We start from the raw sequence: 21,025 nt of genomic DNA on the forward strand, positions 1-21,025 counted from the left end.
CGGCAGCAAAAACAGGAGAATTCCATGAACCAACGCTTCGGATGCTGGCTGGACCTGCCCAGCCCCCATGTGGCCGAAATCGTGGCCCAGACCGGGTTCGATTGGGTGCTGATCGACCTTGAGCACGGGCCTATCGGGATAGAGACGGCCAGCCTGATGCTGATGGCGCTGAAATCCACGCCGGCGCGGGGCATCGTACGCATTCCCGAACTGACTGAAGGCTGGATGAAACGCGCCCTCGACATGGGCGCCCATGGCGTGATGGTGCCCAACATCGCGGACGCCGCACAGGCGGAGCAGGCGGCCCAGTGGTTCCACTACGGCCCCCGCGGTCGCCGGGGTGAGGCGCAGAGCATCATTCGCGCCGCCGATTGGGGGCGCAACGCCGCAGGCTATTCCGGCGGGGTCGAACTGATCATCCAGATTGAACACAAGATTGCCCTGTCGCAAGCGGCCGAGATCGCGGCCATCGATGGCGTGCATATGCTGTTCCTCGGCCCGTCCGATTTCGCCGCGGCCTCCGGTCTGGCCAAGGACGCGCCGGAGGTTCTGGACGCCGCCCGGCACGTGGCGCAGGCCGCGAATGCGCGGGGAAAACGCTCCGGCTCGGTCCTGTTCCCCGGCGGGACGGTCGAAGCCTTGCACAGCGCAGGGGTGACCGATATCTCCATCACCAGCGATGTGGCGACGCTGGTTCAGTCGCTGGACGCGACACTTGCCACGGTCAAAGGATAGCGACATGCCCCTGCACAACACCTCCCCCGACGACCCGCGCGGCCTGATCGCCGAAGCGTTCGAGATGGATATCGGAGCACAGGATTGCCGCTCGATCTTTTTCGATTGGGCATTGGCGGAGGCCGGGTCGGATCAGATTGCAAAGCTAGATCGCTTGATTGATCGGTTCAGGGGGACACATTCCGACCACCCCATGTTTGCCGTCCTGATCGAGAGCAAACGTGAGGGTGCCGCGCCCCACAGGCGTGGCGGCCATGCCGCCCGCGCTGTGGGGTAGGGTCGTCCCCAGCGCCGGAATGTCGGCGTTCATAGCCGCGTGTTCGCCCGGGCGGTCGGGATCGCCGCCCGGAGCTAACCAAGCTGAGCCTATTCCGCAGCAACCGGAGGCCGTGCCTGCGCAGGGGCGACACGCATGCCGAGCCGCGTCAGCAGGTCCTGATCCTTCCACGCCGCCGGATTGCCGGTGGTCAGAAGCTGATCGCCCACGAAAATCGAGTTCGCGCCGGCGAGGAAGCAAAGCGCCTGCAATTCGTCGCTCATCCCCGTGCGCCCGGCCGACAGGCGGACCACCGAGGCGGGCATCAGGATGCGAGCCAGCGCAACGATGCGTACCAGCGCGAAGGGATCGACGGCTTTTGCCCGTTCCTGCACTGGGACGCCCTCAATCTCGTTCCACAGGTTCACCGGCACGCTGTCGGGATGGGCGGGCAATGTGGCGAGCGTCACCATCATGGCGATGCGGTCTTCCTCGGCCTCGCCCATGCCGAGGATGCCGCCGCAGCAAACCTTGATACCGCCCTTGCGGACCTGTTCGACGGTGTCGAGGCGGTCCTCCATCGTTCGGGTGCTGGCGATCTTCGCGTAATACTCGGGTGAGGTATCAATGTTGTGGTTATAGAAATCGAGCCCAGCCGCCTTGAGCCGGGTGACCTGATCGGGATTGAGCATTCCCAGCGTCATGCAGGTTTCCAGCCCCAGATCGGAAACGCCCTGCACCATGTCGCAGAGCTTGTCCATGTCGCGGTTCTTGGGACTGCGCCAGGCGGCCCCCATGCAGAAGCGCTGTGCCCCGGCCGCCTTGGCGCGCTTCGCGGTGGCCAGAACCTCATCGGTATCCATCAGCTTCGTCGCCTTGACGCCGGTGTCGTGATGGGCGGATTGCGAGCAATAGCCGCAATCCTCGGGACAACCGCCGGTCTTGATGCTCAAAAGGCTGGCGGTCTCGATCGCGTTGGGGTCGAAATGGGCGCGGTGCAGCGTCTGGGCGCGGTGCATCAGGTCGGCGAAGGGCAGGGCGTGGATCGCCCTAGCCTCCTCCATGGTCCAGTTGGTTCTGAGTTCAGGGCGGATCATAGCGCGCGGTCCTTAAGGTGAGCGAGGCCGGTGATCAAACCTGCGGCGAGGGCCAGCTTCACCAGATCGCCAAGAATGAAGGGCGTGAAGCCTGCCGCAACCACCGATGATACTGGCACGAATGTGGCAAGCCAGGTGAGGCCGAGCGCATAAACCACCACGAGCCCTGCGAGCATAGCAAGAAAACGCCCGATCATTCCGCGCCCCTGCGCCAGCCAGCCGGTCAGACCTGCACCCAGCAGATAGCCCGCAAGGTAGCCGCCCGTCGGTCCCGCCATATAGGCCAGTCCGATGCCGCGTTCCGGAGAGCCGGAGAAGACCGGCATCCCCAGTGCCCCCGCCGTCAGATAGGTGGCCATGGCCGCCAGTCCCAGCCGCGGCCCGAGAGCAGTGGCGAGGAAGAACACCGCCAGCGTGTGCAACGTCATCGGCACCGGCCAAAAGGGGATCTGAACCTTGGCGCCGAGTGTGATCAGCGCCGCGCCGCCAAGTGCCAGTCCAATGCCGCGCCAGAGCGTTGCGGGTCGGGTCAGGGATGGGTCAAGAAATGCCATGGGTATGTCCTTCGCAGATAGGAATCGAATCTATCTATAACTTCGGAGGCGTATCGATTATAGGCAATAATATTTATAGATAATTATCCGGGAATCTCGTAAGTCTCTCTCGGATCGGCATTTTTGACCGACGCCTTGCGCTTACCAATCCAGCCGACATGACGCGCAAGCGTCGTACAGGCGAGATCGGTCTGCCCCTTTCGCAAAGCCTCCAGAATGGTACGGTGATCGTGATCGGTTCGCGCCTCCCAGTTTCGCTGCCAAGCGGCAAAGAGGAATCGGGCGCTGGCCGCTTGCAGATCGTCGATGGTCCGCAATAGCCGTGGCATCCGGCAAGGAGCGAGGATCAACCGGTGGAAGTTCCGGTTCGCCGCCTCCCATTCGCGGACTGTACTTGCACTATCACCGTGTCGCGTAACTTCCTCCGCTTCTTGAAGAACGGCGCGTGTCATGTTGGGCGCAGCATGGCGCAGCGCGAGAGATTCGAGGCTAGAGCGCATCTCCGCCACCTCTCGCAATTCGGCGACGTCGAACTCGGTTACGCGGAAGCCGCGCCGGGGTTCGCTCTCAGCCAGACCTTGCGTCTGCAACTCGCGGAATGCCTCGCGCACGGGCACGTGGCTGGCGCCGAATTCCGCGGCGATGTGATCCTGGCGCAGCCGCGCACCGGGCGGGATCTCGCCCGAGATGATGCGATCAGCGAGAGCGCGGGCGATGCGAGCGGATTGGGTCTGTTCTGGGACATGCTTCATGGATTATAGATAATCCGATTTACAAAGGCTGTCGATGCCTTTGATCGTATACGGTGTCGCGGGGTTTTCCGAATGTCTTGGCCGCAGCAAGTCGAGCGTGTATAGGTTCGCCCTGATCGATCTTGCCCTCACTGCCCGCGCCCAAAGCTCCGCGTCACAGCAATGTAGGAATTGGTGTGCACAGATCGCGCAATGAGTTGATGTTACTGGAAAAACTATGAAATATCAAGCACATAGACTGTCCGTCGCCCCCATGATGGATTGGACGGCTAATTCTTAAATTACTCTATGTAATCAAATGATAAGGTGATCCTCATCTGTACCAAGTACCAAATTCTTACTTGGTGCGGGTCTGATGTGCCTGGAGGATGATCAAGGGATCAGGGCGTGTACCAAGGTCTGGCTGGCCCTTGGTGTCAGCTAGGCGATCAATCACAAACTCCGGCCACGCGTGTCGTTGCCGCTTGAGCAGCTTTGCGCTTGGGTCTGAATGCGGGCCGCCCGTCTCTGAGATGCATTCTAGTAGAGGCCAGGCGCTGCTTGAAGACCTCGACGCGATTTCAATGCAGCGCGCTAGAGCTTTGCTTCAGGGTAGTGCCCCTTAATTTCCGCATTGAAAAAACGACCTAGAGAGTCGGCGGTTATTAGGCGCTCGTACATGAAGGCAGGCACGTTGAAATACTGATAAACCCCGCCATGCCTGAATTGGACTTCGAGCGTCTCTAATTCCGGGTCATAGCCGACCTCTGCCAAGTTGCTGGAAGTTACTGGCTGTCGTTCCATCAATTTCCTCCCTCGTTCTCGCCTTCGTTCTCGCCCACTTCTGGTGGCTTCCACTTTGGATCCTGCGCACGCCATACCGCGACAAGCTCATCATAGTTTTCAGGCCCCCGGGGGCGCTTCCAACTGTCAGCTACAAGCGGGTCTTCGCTGTTTGGGCGACGGTCTTTGGGTGGGAGAGTGACGCGGCAGCGAACTGGAAGTCGCGCAGCCTCGCCGGTTATGATCGCTTCGCCAGTCCTTAGAACCGAGAGGCTATCGGCAATGCCGCTCAGGTTGTCGGGCAACGCGGCTTGTACCTTGCTGCGGTCAGTAGAGTTGGTGAGGCGCAACGCGACAAAGGTCCCACACTGGGAGAGAATGGTGTCGTCAATTTCCGAAGGACGCTGGCTGACGATCATTGCGCCGATACCAAATTTCCGTCCCTCTTTTGCGATTCTCTGAACCATCTCGCGTGCAGGGTTGTCGGATTCTCGACCAAGATACCGGTGAGCTTCCTCCATAACAACGAGTTGAGGCCGCTTTCGGCCGCCCTCATCGCGCTCGCGACCCCAGAAGAGCGCTTCATAGATAATCGACAGAATCGCCCCGATCAAATCTAGAAGAACCGCGCTAGGAATACCCGACAGATCTAGCACCGTTATCGCCTTCTCGTGGCCGATCCAGCTTTCGAGGAGGGATGGAAGGTCATTCGTTACGTGGCCCGTCAGGTTAGGCTCCCATTCACCGGGCTTGAGCAGGAACTCGAACTGACGATCGAGCATACGTGATCGCATTCGGTCGAGCTGCTTGCGGATTCCGAGCACACCGATGTTGTTCTGGTAAGGTGCTGAGTTCGTTGTTGTGTGCGGCTGGTAGGCTGGTTGACGAAGTGTGATCGCATCGCCAGGCTGAATGATCGCCGGCTGTGTCTTGGCCTGATCGAGCCAGGTTTTGACTTCTGGTTCGATCAGCTCGAGCCAGAGGCTACGCAAGCTGTACGGAATAGGGCTGTCGACGGTCATCGAATTCAGATCGACACCAGGCAAATTGTCTGCTTGAGCAATCGCGCTTTTGGCAGCGAAGATCTTGTCGAGTATTGCGGTCGTTGCGCGATCATCCAACTTCCCGCACAGAAAATTGAGTATTTCGGCCGGCCGTAGTGCCCAAAACGGAATGACCAGCTGCTTCTCGCCCACTCCGGGTGTGATCCGAAAAATTTCAGCGTTGTCGGCGAGCGCGCTGGCATATTCGCCGTGGATATCGAGTAAGAGGACGCGCGCGCTCGGAAAGCCTGCTCCGTCAGGCGCCGAGATTGACCGCAACAAGCTAGAGACGGTCGTGGACTTGCCCGACCCGGTCGAGCCGAGCACTGCGCTATGGCGCGTGACTAGCTTGTCTAGGTCCAGGCGGACTGGGATGCTCTCGGCGTTAGCAAGTCGCCCGACTATCACTTGTCCGGAAAACTCTGCACCGTAGATCTTGGCCAGATCCTCTTCTGTGACCAGATGCACTTCATCGTTCACGTTCGGATACTGGCTGATGCCTCGCTCAAACGAGGCCTCGACAATCTCGCCGATAAGCTGAACGGTCAGCCATCGTTCGCCGCGGTCTAGCGCATCGACTAGCGTCACCGGTGTAGCACTTGCTCCGACCTCTGATATGATAGCATAAAGATCATGATAACCCTGTGGTATCCGCACAAAGCTGCCGACCTGACCTACCCGGTAGCTTCGTCCTCCGATGATCGCGATACCCGAAGCGACGCCCTCGAACTGACGCACACTTACGGTCGAACCTGCGACAGAGCCGACATGGCCGAGAAGAGTAGGGGCGTTCATTTGGCCTCCGCCGCGGTGGCGGCTGTCGGTAGTGGCGCCTCTGCTGCCAATGCTGCTAGATCCGGTTGTGTCGGAAATGCTTGAACCGATCGTGATGCCGCGAAGAAGCGAGCAAAGGGCTCTATTGCACCGAGCGTGAAGTTTCCTTTGTCGTCCATGTAGGTCGACCTTATCGGCCCCCAATCCTTGCTCGGAAGTTCGGCCGGAGCTTTCCATGCGCCGCGCGTGCCGTTCACCTTGGCCTGGTCACGTGCATAGACGCTAAAGTTAGGCAGACGGCGCGCGAGGTCGCACGCCGGACCCTCTTCATCTAGAATCTTGTACTGGAATGCGAATACGCTGGCGGATGGATTGGCTGCGAGCGCTTCATCGATCCGGGCCGCGATGTGTGCATCGGCAAAAGAAAATCCGATAGAGATGAGTAGCGTGTCGGGGGTGAGCAGGAACGTACGAAGGCGATCGAGCAACGCTGCGTAGGGCGCTTTCTGTGTTTGATCGTATTTCAGGTGTTCGGGGAAGACGAGGTGACTTGCTGAGCTTTGGCCCGTGCGGATCACTTCGCCCTTCGCGCTTGCACGCCAGCCGAGCGATCCATGGAGCTTCCATAGCCGCGTCCAGCGAGCGGGAAGATCGCTGCGCGACACTGAGACGGGGTCGAAGAATGGTTCGCGACCGCCCGTGAAGCCATCGAAGTACGGCGCTCGTACGGATTCGAAGGCTTCTTCGAACAGCAAGTCGTAGTTCGTGGTGAAAATCTCAACAGGATAGTCACGCGTTGTGCCCGTGATCCAATTCACGAGATCTGCATAAGCTGATCCGGTCTCGGGCAATCGGACGTCCACGATCTTGCCTATCTCGGAGCAGATCGCTTCTCCGAAAGTCGCAAAGCCTGGGCCGTCGAGATCGTGGACTTTCGACGAACCAATCACCTGGCTCAGAGAGCGAATCCTCGAAAGGATCGTCTCGATGTCGTGCTGCGCGAGCTCGGCTTTCAGGCCATCAATTTGTTTTTGATAGGTTGGGGCAAGTGTTGTGAGGACTTGGTCCGTGAGCCCCGCAACTGCTGGGATGAGCGGATAGGTGCCATCGGGCTTGGCCATTCCGGCAGAAGCTCCAGCGCCAACTAACAGCCCGATCCGCTTGCGGCCCTGCGCGACGATCGTCCTAAGCGCCGCCATATACTGATCGGGATTATGAACACTGACAGTCAACTTACGCTCCCTCAACGCTTGCTTCTGCATCCCTGCATCTAGCTTTGGTTCAATATTCCACGCCCGATCTCACCCGTCTATTGTAATCTCTTGAGAAGGCTATGGTTTCCTAGAAGGATTGGATGTGATCGCGGTTGCGAGCGGCGGCATTTATTTTGCATACAAAGGAGGCAAGTCTTGCACATGCTCCGGATCTGGCTGCGCCATGATTTTTTGCTCTGTCGGGTCTCCATTCGAAAGGACGTCTTGTTGTGTGGATTTGACTAATCTAACTCGGAAAACGGATGCTGTATGATTAACTGCTTTTCAAAGCCGGCGCGGCGCTGAGTTTCCAGTGTATTTTCGTAGGGCTAACTCACGAATCCAATTCTTCGATCATATCCAGTTCGAGACGGGCATTATTTTCATTGAGACGCCATCGTCTTACGACGTAGAATGCGAGCGCTCTTCGAGTTTTGACCGTAATATGTGTTTCCTCTTGAAATCCGTATTCCCGACGGACAACGCGCGCCTGTGCATCCGAAAGGCTCGAATGCGGACGTATCCACAAACGCACGTTGCTGTGCCAATCAGTGTCAAAGGGTAGGTGAGAGGGCCTCTCCCGCGTCTCTGCTTCGGATTGTTTAGTTATTCTTATAGGGAGATAATCCCGGTGCGTGTTGTGTTTGTAACTCCACGCACGGAGATGGATCGCCTCTCCATCGAAATGAAACCGCACCGGACTAATCCACTGCGGGTCCGAGAGGCCGGTTGTCATCGAGGTGTAGGTGATCTGGATGTCTCGCTCAGCCATCATTGCGCGGTAGAGCTGCGAGACGACAGTGTGATCCATCACGCGATTGGGAAGCGGGATGCATGCGCTAAGGGATGTTGTCTTACTATCGAGCAATTCGAAAACCTGTTCCGGGCCGGCGTTAGTCAAAGGACTGTGGTTGCTCGTCGAGAAGTAAGCTTTCTCCGCGGTATCGTAGACCGGCGGCGTACCCGTCAGGGAAAGATAGGTTCGAAAGTCTACGGCAGCCTGTGCCATTGAGATATCAAAACGTTCCATCACGTCACGGCGGTTTGCTTGACCTCTCCAGGTCAGACATTGGTCAAGGAACAAAATTCGCTCGCGTTGCGCGTGTTTGAGGTCTTCTAGGCTCATGTGGCGGGTAATACTTGACTCTTGAAGCGAAGTCCATACACTTACTGTACGTATAGAAAGTGGATTGATCTCATGCGGGTACTTCATACGGCAGATCTGCACCTGGGGCGGCAGTTCATGGGGTTGAGCCTTGAGGAGGATCATGAGGTCATCCTTCGCCAGATCCTTGAAACGCTAGTGGTCGAACGGGCCGATGTTCTTGTCATCGCAGGGGACGTTTTTGACCGTGCTTCGCCGCCAAATTCGTCGATTCGGCAGTTCAATCGCTTCCTCAAGCACGTAGCAGAGGAGACCGAAGCCGCTGTGGTGATGATCTCTGGAAACCACGACTCTGGCGACCGGATCGAGGCAATGTCTGTCTTTTCCACTGCGTCGCGGGTGCTGGTGCGTGGGATTGCCGACGCGGTCGAAACTCCGCTTGTGCTGCGAGACGAACATGGCGAGATCGCCTTTTCCGCACTGCCCTTTTCCTATGAATACGCCGCACGCGAGGTGTTCGGGGATGAAAGCATTAATGCGCCGTCGGAAGTCGTCGCCGCCCAGATCGCTGCGGCGAGGGGGCAGGTGCCTGATGGGGCGCGTTGGGTCGTCGTGGCCCATGCTTTCGTCGCGGGGGGGGCGGTCGGCGAGACCGAGCGCGCCCTGACGCGAGTCGGGGGCATCGAAACTGTTCCCTCCGATGTCTTCGATGGGGCGGACTATGTTGCACTAGGGCATTTGCACAAGCCGCAGGAAGTGGGTGCGAGCCATATTCGTTACTCCGGCGCCCCGCTCGCTTTCGGTTTCGACGAGGCGGGAAGCGAAAAATCCATGACTGTCGTCGATCTGAAAGCTGAAGGGGCCGAGATCCGCACCGTACCGTTCCGACCGATCCGACAGGTGCGCTCGCTTACCGGGGCATTCTCTGATCTTCTGGAAGGAACGCCGTCTGACGATTTTATCCAGGCTATACTGACGGATGAGATTCCTCTGATCGATCCGATGAAGCGTTTGCGCGCGACCTATCCCAATGCTTGCCATCTGGCCTACGCCCGGCAGGAGCGCGCGAGAGAGACCAAAGTGCTCGGCAACGGGCGGGCCGCGGTCACGCCGATCGAGATGATTGGCGATTTCATGACGGTTGTGCGCGGCCGGGAACCAAACGCCACTGAAGTCGCGATCGTCGCGGAAAAGCTCCACGCAGCCGCCTCAGGGGAGGAGCAGACGTGAGACCCATTCGCCTATCGCTTCAAGCCTTCGGGCCGTTTGCGACAACCGAGGTGGTCGATTTCCGGTCCGCGCTGGAGACGGGTCTGTTCGGAATTTATGGTCAGACTGGCGCGGGAAAATCGACGCTGTTTTCGGCGATGTCCTTCGCGTTGTTCGGGTCACCAACCAAGACCGATCAGGAACCACGTTCACTACGCTCGGATCACGCAGCGTTGGATCTACCTACCGAAGTCGAATTTGTCTTCGACTTGGGCGCCAAGACCTACCTGATCCGTCGTCGTCCGGCGCAGGAACGTCCAAAGGCACGTGGTGAAGGGACCACTGAGGACGCGGCAGAAGCCTCGTTGTTCGATGTCACAGGGATTCCGGTAGACACTCTTGGTCCGACTAACTCTGGCCGTGTCATTGCCGAAAAGAAGGTCTCGCTAGTGGGGCAGCAGGTCGAGGCGCTGCTTGGCTACGGGGCAGATCAGTTTCGACAGATCGTGCTCTTACCGCAGGGCAAGTTTGAGACGTTCCTGGCCGCAAAAACGGATGCGCGGGTCGAGATATTACGGGATCTCTTCGACGTGAAGATCTATCGCGATCTCGCCGCACGGCTGAAGGAAGAAGCCTCCGAGGCAGAACGAGCGTTGCGCGACCAGCGCGCCCTCTACGTGGCTCGACTCGAGGAACGTGGCTTCGAGAGCGCCGAAGCGCTGGAACTCGGAATTGCCACAGCCGAAGCCAAAGTCGAAGAAAAGCAGGGTATTCAGCGCGGCGCGGAGATGGCTAACGAAGCCGCGCGCAAAGCTCTGACCGAAGGCGAGCAAATCGAAAAAGCATTTTCTGCTGTCGATACGGCACAGCACGCTGTCGATGATCTAGAAAAGAAAACGGGCGAGGTCGAAGAACTGGCCAAGCGGATTGAGGCTGTCCGGAATGCCTTGCAGGCCCGTGATCTTGAGACGGCTTGGCGGGATGCGGAGCAGGAAAGCCGGAATGCGGTGGAGGCTGTCACGAAGGCCGAGGCGGAACTCAACATCGCCACTGGCGCGAAGGAGTTGGCGGAAAAAAAACTTGTTGAGGCACAGTCGGGCGAGGACCGGCGGCAACAAGTTCAAGCTGACCTGACAAGGTTGGAGGCGATCGAGAAGCAGGTCGGGCAGGCAGCGGATCTAAGAAGCGCGTTTGACGACGCTGCGAAAGACGAAGCTTCAGCGAAGAAGGCTCTAACCGAGGTCATAGATGCCCGAGAGAAGCTGAAGTCTCAGCGCGATGTGACCGATCTGGCGCTTGATCAAGCGCGAAAGACCGAAACGGTGCGAGGCCAGCTGAACCGTGAGCTGGCCGAGGTCAACCGAGAAAGAGCCAAGGCAGCGGCGCAAGCTAAGGCGCAAGAAGCTGTCGCGGATGCTCAACGAAATGTCGAAGTGGCATCGAACGAACTGGCGACAAGAACCGATGCGGCGCGAGCCGCTGACGCGGCCTTACTTGATGCCGAGGCACGGCTTTCGCGCACGCAAGCGATCATTCTGGCGGAAAAGTTGACCGAAGGGGCGCCATGCCCTGTATGTGGTTCCCATGATCATCCTGCGCCTGCCCATGGTACGCCCGAACAATCTGGTTTGACCGAAGCGTTTCGGAGCGCGCAGGTTCTGGCGAGAACCGCCTCCGAAGCCAGAGTTCGGGCCGAAAGTGAACTCGGCAATTTCCGAAGGCGGCTCGACGAAAAGAAGCAGGCGCTGGAGGAACAGGAACGTCCTGAGCGCACGTTGGCGGAACTCGAGGCTGAAATTGCACGGCTTGAAGGCGACGTCGCCGGGCTTGGAGAGGCGGTCGATCTGGACGCGATGGCGGAGCGGTTGGCCGAATTCAAGCGGAAGGTGATTGAGGCAGAAACCGCCGAGGCTACGGCGCGCACCGCTGCGGGGAAGGCCGAGACCGCTCTTGCCGGCGCGCGCGCCAAGCTGGACACAGTGATCGAGGCCCTGCCGGAAGGTCTGCGCATGCCCGAGGCGGTGGTCGCGCGAAGGGAGGCTTTGCAGAGAGAGCAAAGGCAACTCTCCGAGGCGCTGGAAGTGGCGACGCAACAGGACCGAGCCGCCAGTGAAGCGCTCACCCGTGCGCAAGAGCAGCTTGAAGCAGCAAAGCGGGCGCGCGACGGGCAGCAGCGGCGCGTGAAAAAGGCGCAAGGCGATTTTGGCGCTCGGCTAGCCGAGGTCGGGCTGGACAAAGCGGGATATGATGCTTGCAAGGCGCATTTTCCGACCCTCGATGCCGACAAGAAGACGGTATCCGATCATCGTGAAGGCCTGATCGCGGCGCGCACGACACTGCAGAACGCCACAGCCGCTTGCGCAGATCGTGAACGCCCGGACCTTGCCCTGCTTCAGCTGGCGTTGGCAGACGCCACCCAGACCTTGAACGCGGCCAACGCTGCACTCGCCACAGCGAGAACGAATCTATCGTCACTGACCAAATTCAAGGAATCGCTTGCCGCGGCTCTGACCGAAACCGAGCGGCTAGAAACCGAGACCGGTCCGCTTCGGGGGCTGGCTGATCTGGCTAACGGCAAGAACGATTTCAAGATGACACTCGAGACCTTCGCGATCGGAGCAATGTTCGACCAGGTTCTCGAGGCGGCGAATATGAGGGTTGACCCTATGACACGTGGTCGCTACCGGCTGACGCGCGGGCTCGAGGCATCTGGCGGTCGCGGCAAGCGTGGGCTCGAAATCGAGGTCTTCGACATCAACACCGGCAAGGCGCGCCCGACAGCAACACTGTCAGGCGGCGAGACCTTTATCGCGGCATTGGCCCTCGCGCTCGGGTTAGCTGATGTGGTCGAGAGCCTTTCGGGCAAGATCCGGATGGACACAATCTTCATCGACGAGGGCTTCGGGAGCCTCGACACCGAAAATGGGGCGGGCACTCTGGATCAAGTGATCCAAGTTCTTGCCGCGCTGACAGAGGGCAGTCGTGCCGTGGGCCTGATTTCCCATGTGGGGCTGGTGCAAGAGGCTATTCCACAAGGCTTCTATGTGCGTTCGACCCCAAGCGGCAGCCGGGTCGAGGAAAGGAAGGGGCTGGGATGAAGGACCGTTGGTATTACCGGAAGGCACACACCCGCCGTCTGTCGACTGGGCGCACGGTATCCGTTCGCGGCGGTTGGGCAGTTCGAGGCGATCGTGAAAGCAAGAAGGGCGCATCCTTCAGGCGGACTTGTCCAATATGCGGGGCGCTGATCGTAAGCGTGGGCATGCCCAGAGGAGGGTGGGTCCATTTTGAGGGCGGCAAAGGCCTGACACGTATTAAACATCCGTGCCTGCATCTTGGTGAAGGCCTGAGCAGGCGGCGCGACGAAGACACGCCAGACCTTTTTGAGTCGAGGCTGCCATTTTGAAATGTCACTGAAGAAGCTTGCGAAAAGTCGGCTCCAATCCCACATCTAGTATCCATAAGTAAACCAAACACCACATGGAGAATAATATGGCGGTAAATCGTAAAGGAACTTCGACCAAGGTTGCCTCGCTTGCAGCAGACACCCTTTTCAAACCTGGCTCTTCACAGATTGCCCGCAAGCTTGCTGGTTCGGCGTTGTCCCAGTCAAAGACCAATCGGCAAACCGGAGCGAAAATGGAGGACCTCGCGTCAAAGGTACTTCGCAGCGACCGTTATTCTGAAAAGACAAAGACACTTGCCGCTTCGGTGTTGTCCCAGTCGAACAAGAAGCGCTGACTGTAGACATTAGAACAATGGTTTCGGGCTCAAGCGCTACAGGCAGTGTCTCACGCAGGTAGCGCTTTGGGTATATCATGAACAAACATTAAACATTTTGAGTTGAGCGGATGCGGGTATTTATTTCTTATTCTCATAACGACAAGGCCGCGCTTGATCGGCTGCACGTCCACCTCAAGAACCTTACAAGGGAAGGGCGTATTGAGACCTGGTATGATCGCAACATCTTGGCTGGTGGCGAACTGGACGCTGAGATTGAACGGGAACTAGAGGCTTCCGACCTGTTCCTGCTTCTAGTGAGCCCCGACTTCATCGCATCAGACTACTGTGTCGAGCGCGAAATGAGACGCGCGCTTGAACGCCACGCCGCAGGGACCGCCCGTGTAGTGCCGATCATCGTGGAGGAATGCGATTGGAAAGCGATGAGGGAGTTGCGCCAACTGAAGGCCGTGCCAACGGACGGCAAGGCGATCAGCGCATGGGCCAATCCAAACACCGCTTACCTAAATGTCGTGCAGGAGCTTCGACGCATCATCGAAGCTGAAGCCGTACCAGCAGCTGCGGCGAAAGTAGCCTATGAGCCGTCGGCCACACGCCCCTCGATGGCACGCTACCGCGCAAAGCGGCAGTTCGACCACATCGACAAGGGTGATTTCCGCGATGCTGCCTTCGCCACCTTCAAGGATTACTTCCGACGAGCGATCATCGAAATCGACTCAATCGATGGATTTCGCGGACGTTTCGTTGACAGAAGTGCGACCTCTTTTGGGGCAACAGTTGTCAACAGCGGACATCGAAGTGGTACGGCCCATATCTCAGTGCACTGCCGTAGCTCGCAGGTCGCTCTGGGCGATATTTACTACTCGTTCAGCGAAAACGCCGGTGACAACACAGCGAATGGCGGCTTCAACATTTCGGCCGATGATTACGAACAATTCCTGATTCAAACCATGAACGTCTTCGGCAAAGCTGACGAACGGCTGACTCCAGAGCGAGCGGCTGAGGTGCTCTGGAATGAGTTTATTGGTAACGCAGGTATCAGCTATGACTGAGCGTGTTCATTTCCGCTGCAACAATTGTGGGCACCGTTTCGAAGTCGAAGTGCTTGACGAGTACGAACGTCGCGAGGCTCGACGTGAAAAGCGGCCGACTAGCGCGGTGCATTGTCCCGAATGTCACCGTACCGATATTCGGCGGGGCTGGGATTGATCGATCTTAGGGGGGCTGTACATGCGAAGCACGTTGAACGCCAGATCAGCGATAATCGCCGAGGAGCCGAAAGGTGCCTTGTTTCTCCTCAGGAGATACGGTCACCAGGCGATCTTTGGCATTAAGCTTTCTGAACCATTGGAGCAGCCTAACAGCAAGCCGACAGTTCTGCTTTTGAATCCAGACTTCGGGCGCGCGGGCGAAGCCGACTGGCATCGGGTATTCCAGTGGGAAGCGGATGAGTGGTGTGTTTCATTCGGGACGGACTGGATAATCCAGCCCGATTTCGCGACATCTGCGCTGTCTGAGATAAACGACCCGCAGCCAGGGGCATGTCTGACGATCGGCCCCCCGGGCATTCATTTCCGTGCGGCACCTGGCGAAGGATTCCGAGCCAGCTATCGCCATTTCATCCACGTGGATACGTTGGATCTGGTCAAAGATCTCGGCAATTCATCCTTCCATCTTACAGGATACAGAATTTTCCTGAATCGAGAGGATTGGGATAATGGGCGTGCCCCAATCTATCAGCATGGCGTTTAGGTGTGGCTGCCGTTTGCTTTGGTTAGTCAGAGGGCCCTGACAACGACCTTTTGATAAGGCTAGGTATTTCAGCTGGCTCTTATTTTCCGCGTTAAATGCCTTAATGAGGCGCTCGGCACTTTGCGCGCTCGGCAATGGATGCGCAACGTTCGATGAGGTCGTCGAAACGCTCGGCGTCTTCAAGCAGGAGACCGTCGTGGACCATATGCGCGTAATCGGCCGCGAGCGCGGTGCGAGCCTCTCCGTTTGGAGCCAGTTGCAGATTGCCGTGAACCGCGGCTTCATAGTCCACGGGTGTTCCGCCGGCCGTCTTCTCCGGGAAGAACATACGCTTGTGCCGCGCGACTGCTGAGGCGAGGTCTCGGTCGGAAATAGCCACATCCGCGATGCCTGCATCGTCGAGGCGTACCAGGTCATGCCAATGGCGCGCGAAGCGCTCCCCGCGGAGCCGTCCCTGGACGCAGAAGACATGGATCGCCGTGGCTTTCTCCCAAAATGTCCGCTCGGCATGCATTACGCGCGGTGTCGCGGTCGGAAAGGTCACGCCCTCAATCAGCTCGTTTGCGTCGCAGGAGACGTCACGCAGGCTCGCCGGTTCGCCCGTCGACCTCGCACCGAATTCCAGCATGACGCTGGGGGCGACGTAACCGGAGCCAGAAGAGGCGGCCTCGTAATCGATGAATAACTTGTCGCCATCTGCCCGTGTCGAGGCCGATAGCCCTTGCGCTGCAATGGCGTCCTGGATCAAGGGCTGCGTCGTCTCGACGACCCATTTCGGCAATCGATCCCTGACAGCTTTCGACCAGCGCTTTTCCTCACTGCGTGTGATTGGCAGGGCTTCGGCGCGTTCGCCTACCAGATCAGGCGCGATTGCCCGAATGTCATAGGTCAGATCAACATCTTCAGAGAAGCGCTGGATCACCCCATAGGCTTTGGAAAGGGATGTTCCGCCTTTGAAGACGAGGTGCTCACCGAGCTTGGAACTGAAGAGGGTCTGAAGGGCCCAGACAACCCAGACGTCCTTTTCGAGCAAGTGCGCGGGCCGCCCGGAGCGATCTGCAGCTACGGCTAGGGCTTCCTTGCGGTCTGCAGGCGGCAAAGACAGGAAGGGTTCAGACATGCGCCGCCTTTCCGACACTGCGTGCAAGCCAAGTCGGGAACTGCGGTGCTGCGGTTACCAATTCGTCAAACGCCGCTGCCGGCAGTTTCTGCTTCAGCGATCTAAGAGCTGTCTCTGCCTGTTCCGGCCCAAGCCAGGCCAGGGCGCGAACAGCACTGCCTGCCGGCCTTTTCCCAAGGGCGAGTTGCCATCTGGGGGCGTGGCGCAGTTCCACGAGTTGTTTGCCCAAGGAGAGCGTGCGGCTGCGACCCGAGGTCAGGTACACGGATCGAACAGGCACTTGCGTGGTCAGCCCGAGCGCATTCGCTTCGGCGGCGCCGGTTGGAACGATGACTTCGCCACGTTGCGCCGCGAGGGCCTCGACAGCCTGTTCCACGGACGGCGCGCGCGTTCCAAACCGGCTTTTGATTGGTCGCAGGTAAACCCCGCGCCCGGCACGGATCAGCTGGCCGCGCTCGGCAAGGCGCGACAAGGCCTGATCCACACCGGCGCGGCTGCCGAGGTGCAGCAGGCCCTTTGCGGCAAGTGGCGCTCCTTCCGGAAGTCCCTCTGCATGGGTCAATATCTGTTCGGCAAGGTGCTGCATGATCGTTCTCCTGTCAGAAATATACGCAGTTATCTGACAGAATTCAATCCGTGCTGTTGAGCGAGGTGAAGAGGGTGGTGGCTTCGTGCCATGGGCAGCAGGCTGGCCTTCGGCGATTTTCAGATGGGAACACGCTTACCGAAGGCCCTGCAGTTGCAGGCATTCCTTGACGGCTGCAGCCCGCCTCTTGTCCAGGTACTCGGCCAGATCGTCGATATGGACGCCTTTGGCGCATTTCTGCGACGCTTCCATGCGGACGAGAGGAAGGGCGATGGAACCGGCCGAGACTTTGCGGATGAACTTGTCGGTACTCAGACCGAAAAAATCCCTGGCGACATCCTCCGCAGGAATGATCGGTCGCCCGGAATACATTGCTATCAAGAGAAACGCCGTGTTCATGATCCCGGAGTGAAACACGATCGCATAGATGGTAGAAGGGCGCGCAGCCGGTTGTCGGGGAGTCGGATAGCATAGAGCGCAGATCGGATGGGTACGTTGGGTCGGGGGATCATCTGAAGCGCGTGAAGGGGCAGGAGCTCATGCCCAGGTGGTCGTGCGCAAGGCGTACCTCGGGTCACAAACATCCTCAGGTGATCGAAAGCGAGCATCTTCGGTGCATTCGGCATGATGCCTTTCACGCCTTTGGACTCTTCGACATCAGTTGCTCCAGAGTTGGCGGTGGGTCCGTGTCGTTCTGGATCAGTGTCTGGGACCAAAGGATCGAGGTCTCGTAGAAACTCCGACACACGGTCTCACCGTCCTGGTCGAACCAGTGTGTTGCCTCCGGCAGAAGTTCAAATGGCAAGGGGTGGTGCGCGAACGGATTGTGAAAGACCTCGATTTCAGCCGACCACGGCTCACTCCCTATCGGCCAAAGGTTGCGATATTCATCGCTGGTCACATCCAGGCAGAAAGGGATGCCCCTGAGAGCGCCCGGCGTCCTGTCAAAAAAGTTGCCAATTCGCGTGTATCGCAGTCCACGCGGTGCGCCCTGACCCGATACCGCAACGCGGTTGAGCTTGGCCATCGAACACGCGTTCGAAAAGATAACTGCGGAGAGCTCGGCATGGCCCGCATCGGCAAACAGGCCGGCGGCAAATCTCGCCTTGCCCTTGAGGTGGGATGCCTTCGTCGGACGCGCAAACATGCGCCCGTCGATTTCAACCTCTTCCGCGCCCTCGCCATAGAGATATCCAATCAGTCCTTCCCGGCTCCAGATCATCGATGCCGGTGCCTGAAAGTCCGCAATCGCCAGGGCGAAGGGCTGACCCTTTACATGCGGCAACTGATCGTAGTTGCGAGCAAGCTTGTTGCCGATCGTTTTGGCAAAGCGCAAAGCTCCGGCGCCGAAAAACGCCTCCTCCCGGTCGGCTGGCAAGGCGCTCGGCGGCGCGTTCACATGGTTGTAAGGATCTGCCGGATTGGCCGTCACGGCTTCCACCCATGCCGAACCGCCAAGCCTGTTCTCGATGCGGAAATCCGGGGACTCAAATGGTTGGGTCACGAGCAATCCCTGCTCACGAAACATCGCCAGCAGCTGCGCCTCCCACAACCGCGTGTGAAAGTTGTTCGTCTGGCAATCTCCTGCCCAGTTTCGATCTGGCCTTGGAAGCGCGAGATAGAGCTGGTTGAGCGTCCATGCCGCGGGGCGATGGGACGGCAGCGTCAACGTCGCGAACACGTCGCTCGCCGTCCTTCCTTCCAGATCATAGAGCGCGGGCCGCTGCATGACGCCCGAGGAAACAGGTTCCGGAGGCTCTCCGTCTCTCAGGAGAGGCGGCAACTGGGCGAGGGCTTCCTTTTCAGCGGCATAGCCTTCACGCTCAGCCGTCACCGTCCAGACTTGGTCGGTTCGCCGCCGCATGACCAGCACCCCATAGGAGCGATCGTTCAGATCATGCCTGAGAATGCCACATGAGAGACCGTCTTCGCTGAGCCATGCGCCAACAGGGGGCCGGTTTCCGAACCCATGCCCCTTGGGGAGGGACAGCGCATAGATGCTGAATTCCCATTGCGGTAGCGCTCTCAAAACTTCGTTCCGTCAACTCAATTGGGGGACGCTGATTGGGCGTTTCAAGCCTGCTCTCACGACGTCCCGAGATATCCAGTTTTAGTCTTTAAAATCCCTGGTGAATAGCCGGGAGGGGAAAGCCTTCCCCCTGGTCGGCACGGGTGTTGCCGACGCACCCCCATCAGCGGGGAGACCCCGCAACGCCCCCTGAGAGTGAAAGTGCGGGCGGGTTTTCCGTGACGGGTTGAGGGCTGGAGGAGAGGCCTCCGGCGCCCGTCGCGGAGATCATCCCGATGACCAGAGAGCATCGCGCGGCCCGCAAGAGCGGTCCGCGCACGAACCTATATGATGACATCACCGACAAGATCATTGCCGAACTCGAGGAGGGCCGGCTGCCCTGGGTCCAGCCCTGGGGGACGGCGGCGGCGCAGGCGCCGCTCGCCATGCCGCGCAACGCCAGCACGGGTCGGCAATATTCCGGGATCAATGTCCTGATCCTCTGGGGCGCCGTCATTCAGCAGGGCTATCCAACCCAGCATTGGCTGACCTTCCGCCAGGCGCTGTCGCTCGGCGGTAATGTCTGCAAGGGCGAGCGGGGCACAACCGTCGTCTATGCTGACCGATTCACGCCTGAAGACGAGAAGCGCCGCGCCCGGGAGACCGGAGAGGACGCAAACAGCATCCCGTTCCTGAAGCGCTTCACCGTGTTTAACGCGGCGCAATGCGAGGGTCTGCCCGACGATATCGCCATCGAAGCGCCGCCACCGCCGCCTGGGCTGATCGAGCCGCGGGTCGAGGCATTGATCGCGGCGACCGGTATCGACTTCCGGATCGGCGGCAACCGCGCCTTCTATGTTCCCGCGCTCGATTATGTGCAGGTGCCACCTCCGCAGGCCTATTTCGAGCCGATCAACTGGCACAGGACCGCCCTTCACGAGATGGGGCACGCGACAGGACATTCCTCACGGTTGGGGCGGGACTTCTCGGGGAGTTTCGGCACGAAGACATACGCTTTCGAGGAACTGATCGCCGAGATTTCGAGCGCGTTTTGTTGCGCCTCGCTCGGGATCGTGCCGACCGTGCGCCACGCAGATTACATCGGTTCGTGGCTGGAGGTGATGCGCGAGGATTCGCGGGCCATCGTGCGTGCAGCCTCGCAGGCCAGCAAGGCCGCCGACTGGCTGCTGGCCCATCTGCCTGACGACAGCACCGATGTTGATCGGCAAACCTCGACGCAAGGGAGGGCCGTGGCATGATCCTCCTGACTGCGTCACAACGCGCGCAGCTTTTGGCCAATGGTCGCCAGACTGATACCGACCACATCCCGGTTGTGAAGTTCTTCAATCCCTTTGGCGCCGGTGTCTGGCTTGCGACCGAGCTCGACGAGGACGGCGACATCATGTTTGGCCTGGCCGACATTGGCTACCCCGAGCTTGGCTCCTGGAGCCTCAACGAACTGCGCTCCATTCGGCTGCCCTTCGACATGGGGATCGAGCGGGATCTGCTGTTCACGGGGGACTTCCCGATCTCCGTCTGGGCCGAGGCCGCCCGCGAAACCGGCAGCATTCGCGATGCCGAGCGCCTGCTTTATCGCTCGGGCCGCCTGTCAGGCGGGACACTCCCCGATGCGGGGCCCCGGCGTTCCTGAGATCCACGCTCTTCAGCTTCTGCGCCGCTCTCTTCGCAGGAAGAGGGCGGCGCTTCTTTCCGTGACGCGGTGAAAGTTCGGCGCCCGGCCGGCTGCCCGTTGGAGAACAGGACCATGACACGAAGCACGAGAACATCCGCCATCGAAGCACAGCCGCTCCGGTTCTCCGCCCAGGAGCAGGCCGTGGTCTACGAGGCCCGGCAGATCCTGCTGCGCCACCTTAATCAGAACCCTGTCCTGACGTCCTGGCAGGCGGTGCTCGACTATTGCGCCCTCACCATCAGGGGCGATGTGGAGCGCTTCCATGTCCTCTATCTCGACCGCAGGAACCGGCTAATCTCAGACGAGTGCCTCGCCACCGGCACAGTCGATCATGTCCCGGTCTATCCCCGGGAGGTGCTGCGGCGATGCCTGGCGCTCAATGCCTCGGCGCTGATCATCGTCCACAATCATCCGGCCGGCGATCCCGAGCCCTCATCCGCCGACCTCGCGATGACCAAGGAAGTCCGAAACGCCTGTGTGTCCCTGGGGGTGATACTTCACGACCACATCATCACCGGGGCTGGCCGGGAGACCAGTCTGCGTGCCCGCGGTGAACTCTGATGGGTATGCGCGTTCATCCGCGGC

Annotated in this window: 21 protein-coding genes; 10 read left to right on the forward strand and 11 right to left on the reverse strand. The window is 59.4% G+C overall.

Annotated elements, in window-relative coordinates:
- Positions 1-24 precede the first annotated feature (24 nt).
- On the forward strand, positions 25-735 hold the full coding sequence (locus tag G8E03_RS10130; RefSeq protein ID WP_166191250.1) for an HpcH/HpaI aldolase family protein: 711 nt from the start codon (positions 25-27) through the stop codon (positions 733-735).
- A gap of 4 nt (positions 736-739) precedes the next feature.
- Positions 740-1,012, forward strand: coding sequence for a hypothetical protein (locus tag G8E03_RS10135; RefSeq protein ID WP_166191252.1), 273 nt, complete (start codon positions 740-742; stop codon positions 1,010-1,012).
- 89 nt (positions 1,013-1,101) lie between these two features.
- Here the strand turns inward: G8E03_RS10135 and bioB are convergent, their stop codons facing one another.
- From bioB to G8E03_RS10170, 7 genes are all read right to left on the reverse strand, one after another.
- The gene (bioB, locus tag G8E03_RS10140; protein WP_166191254.1) at positions 1,102-2,088 is read right to left on the reverse strand and encodes a biotin synthase BioB; all 987 of its coding nucleotides are present in this window, start codon (positions 2,086-2,088) and stop codon (positions 1,102-1,104) included.
- The gene (locus tag G8E03_RS10145; RefSeq protein ID WP_166191256.1) at positions 2,085-2,642 is read right to left on the reverse strand and encodes a biotin transporter BioY; all 558 of its coding nucleotides are present in this window, start codon (positions 2,640-2,642) and stop codon (positions 2,085-2,087) included. Before G8E03_RS10145 ends, bioB begins: the two co-directional genes overlap by 4 nt.
- Before the next feature lie 83 nt (positions 2,643-2,725).
- A complete protein-coding gene (locus G8E03_RS10150) occupies positions 2,726-3,394 on the reverse strand; it encodes a GntR family transcriptional regulator (RefSeq protein WP_166191258.1) in 669 nt (222 codons plus the stop codon).
- A gap of 573 nt (positions 3,395-3,967) precedes the next feature.
- Positions 3,968-4,177 (reverse strand): KTSC domain-containing protein, encoded by a 210-nt coding sequence (locus G8E03_RS10155; protein ID WP_107975435.1) that lies wholly within the window; start codon positions 4,175-4,177, stop codon positions 3,968-3,970.
- A complete protein-coding gene (locus G8E03_RS10160) occupies positions 4,177-5,994 on the reverse strand; it encodes an ATP-binding protein (RefSeq protein WP_166191260.1) in 1,818 nt (605 codons plus the stop codon). The genes G8E03_RS10155 and G8E03_RS10160 overlap by 1 nt, the downstream gene beginning before the upstream one ends.
- On the reverse strand, positions 5,991-7,235 hold the full coding sequence (locus G8E03_RS10165) for an SIR2 family NAD-dependent protein deacylase (RefSeq protein ID WP_240910327.1): 1,245 nt from the start codon (positions 7,233-7,235) through the stop codon (positions 5,991-5,993). Before G8E03_RS10165 ends, G8E03_RS10160 begins: the two co-directional genes overlap by 4 nt.
- Positions 7,236-7,560: 325 nt before the next feature.
- Positions 7,561-8,496, reverse strand: a complete 936-nt coding sequence (locus tag G8E03_RS10170; RefSeq protein ID WP_166191262.1) for a BrxR family transcriptional regulator — start codon at positions 8,494-8,496, stop codon at positions 7,561-7,563.
- On the opposite strand from G8E03_RS10170, the gene G8E03_RS10175 reads away from it, so the two are divergent.
- The 5 genes from G8E03_RS10175 (at position 8,470) to G8E03_RS10195 (ending at position 15,033) form a co-directional block, all read left to right on the forward strand.
- Positions 8,470-9,561, forward strand: a complete 1,092-nt coding sequence (locus G8E03_RS10175; protein WP_240910460.1) for an exonuclease SbcCD subunit D — start codon at positions 8,470-8,472, stop codon at positions 9,559-9,561. The two genes, G8E03_RS10170 and G8E03_RS10175, sit on opposite strands and share 27 nt — an antisense overlap.
- The gene (locus G8E03_RS10180) at positions 9,558-12,638 is read left to right on the forward strand and encodes an AAA family ATPase (protein WP_166191266.1); all 3,081 of its coding nucleotides are present in this window, start codon (positions 9,558-9,560) and stop codon (positions 12,636-12,638) included. Before G8E03_RS10175 ends, G8E03_RS10180 begins: the two co-directional genes overlap by 4 nt.
- 394 nt (positions 12,639-13,032) lie before the next feature.
- Complete coding sequence (locus tag G8E03_RS10185) at positions 13,033-13,281, forward strand: hypothetical protein (RefSeq protein ID WP_107975429.1); 249 nt, start codon at positions 13,033-13,035, stop codon at positions 13,279-13,281.
- A 110-nt stretch (positions 13,282-13,391) separates the two neighbouring features.
- Positions 13,392-14,333 carry a toll/interleukin-1 receptor domain-containing protein gene (locus G8E03_RS10190; protein WP_166191268.1) on the forward strand — a complete coding sequence of 314 codons (942 nt, stop codon included), beginning with the start codon at positions 13,392-13,394 and terminating at the stop codon, positions 14,331-14,333.
- A gap of 178 nt (positions 14,334-14,511) precedes the next feature.
- Positions 14,512-15,033, forward strand: a complete 522-nt coding sequence (locus G8E03_RS10195) for a hypothetical protein (RefSeq protein WP_166191270.1) — start codon at positions 14,512-14,514, stop codon at positions 15,031-15,033.
- A 100-nt stretch (positions 15,034-15,133) separates the two neighbouring features.
- On the opposite strand, the gene G8E03_RS10200 is transcribed toward G8E03_RS10195, so the two are convergent.
- The 4 genes from G8E03_RS10200 to G8E03_RS10215 form a co-directional block, all read right to left on the reverse strand.
- Complete coding sequence (locus G8E03_RS10200; RefSeq protein WP_166191272.1) at positions 15,134-16,153, reverse strand: nucleotidyl transferase AbiEii/AbiGii toxin family protein; 1,020 nt, start codon at positions 16,151-16,153, stop codon at positions 15,134-15,136.
- A complete protein-coding gene (locus tag G8E03_RS10205; RefSeq protein WP_166191274.1) occupies positions 16,146-16,739 on the reverse strand; it encodes a DUF6088 family protein in 594 nt (197 codons plus the stop codon). The genes G8E03_RS10200 and G8E03_RS10205 overlap by 8 nt, the downstream gene beginning before the upstream one ends.
- A 135-nt stretch (positions 16,740-16,874) precedes the next feature.
- Positions 16,875-17,138 carry a pyocin activator PrtN family protein gene (locus G8E03_RS10210; protein ID WP_020043354.1) on the reverse strand — a complete coding sequence of 88 codons (264 nt, stop codon included), beginning with the start codon at positions 17,136-17,138 and terminating at the stop codon, positions 16,875-16,877.
- Between the two features lie 235 nt (positions 17,139-17,373).
- Positions 17,374-18,768 (reverse strand): hypothetical protein, encoded by a 1,395-nt coding sequence (locus G8E03_RS10215; RefSeq protein ID WP_166191276.1) that lies wholly within the window; start codon positions 18,766-18,768, stop codon positions 17,374-17,376.
- A 275-nt stretch (positions 18,769-19,043) separates the two neighbouring features.
- On the opposite strand from G8E03_RS10215, the gene G8E03_RS10220 reads away from it, so the two are divergent.
- The 3 genes from G8E03_RS10220 (at position 19,044) to G8E03_RS10230 (ending at position 21,001) form a co-directional block, all read left to right on the forward strand.
- Complete coding sequence (locus tag G8E03_RS10220) at positions 19,044-20,006, forward strand: ArdC family protein (RefSeq protein WP_166191278.1); 963 nt, start codon at positions 19,044-19,046, stop codon at positions 20,004-20,006.
- Positions 20,003-20,398: a DUF2958 domain-containing protein gene (locus G8E03_RS10225; RefSeq protein WP_166191280.1), complete on the forward strand. Its 396-nt coding sequence runs from the start codon at positions 20,003-20,005 to the stop codon at positions 20,396-20,398. The genes G8E03_RS10220 and G8E03_RS10225 overlap by 4 nt, the downstream gene beginning before the upstream one ends.
- A 114-nt stretch (positions 20,399-20,512) precedes the next feature.
- Positions 20,513-21,001, forward strand: a complete 489-nt coding sequence (locus G8E03_RS10230; protein WP_166191282.1) for a JAB domain-containing protein — start codon at positions 20,513-20,515, stop codon at positions 20,999-21,001.
- Positions 21,002-21,025 lie beyond the last annotated feature (24 nt).

It is taken from the genome of Pontivivens nitratireducens (assembly GCF_011290545.1).
In the GTDB taxonomy this organism is placed as follows: Bacteria; Pseudomonadota; Alphaproteobacteria; order Rhodobacterales; family Rhodobacteraceae; genus Pontivivens; species Pontivivens nitratireducens.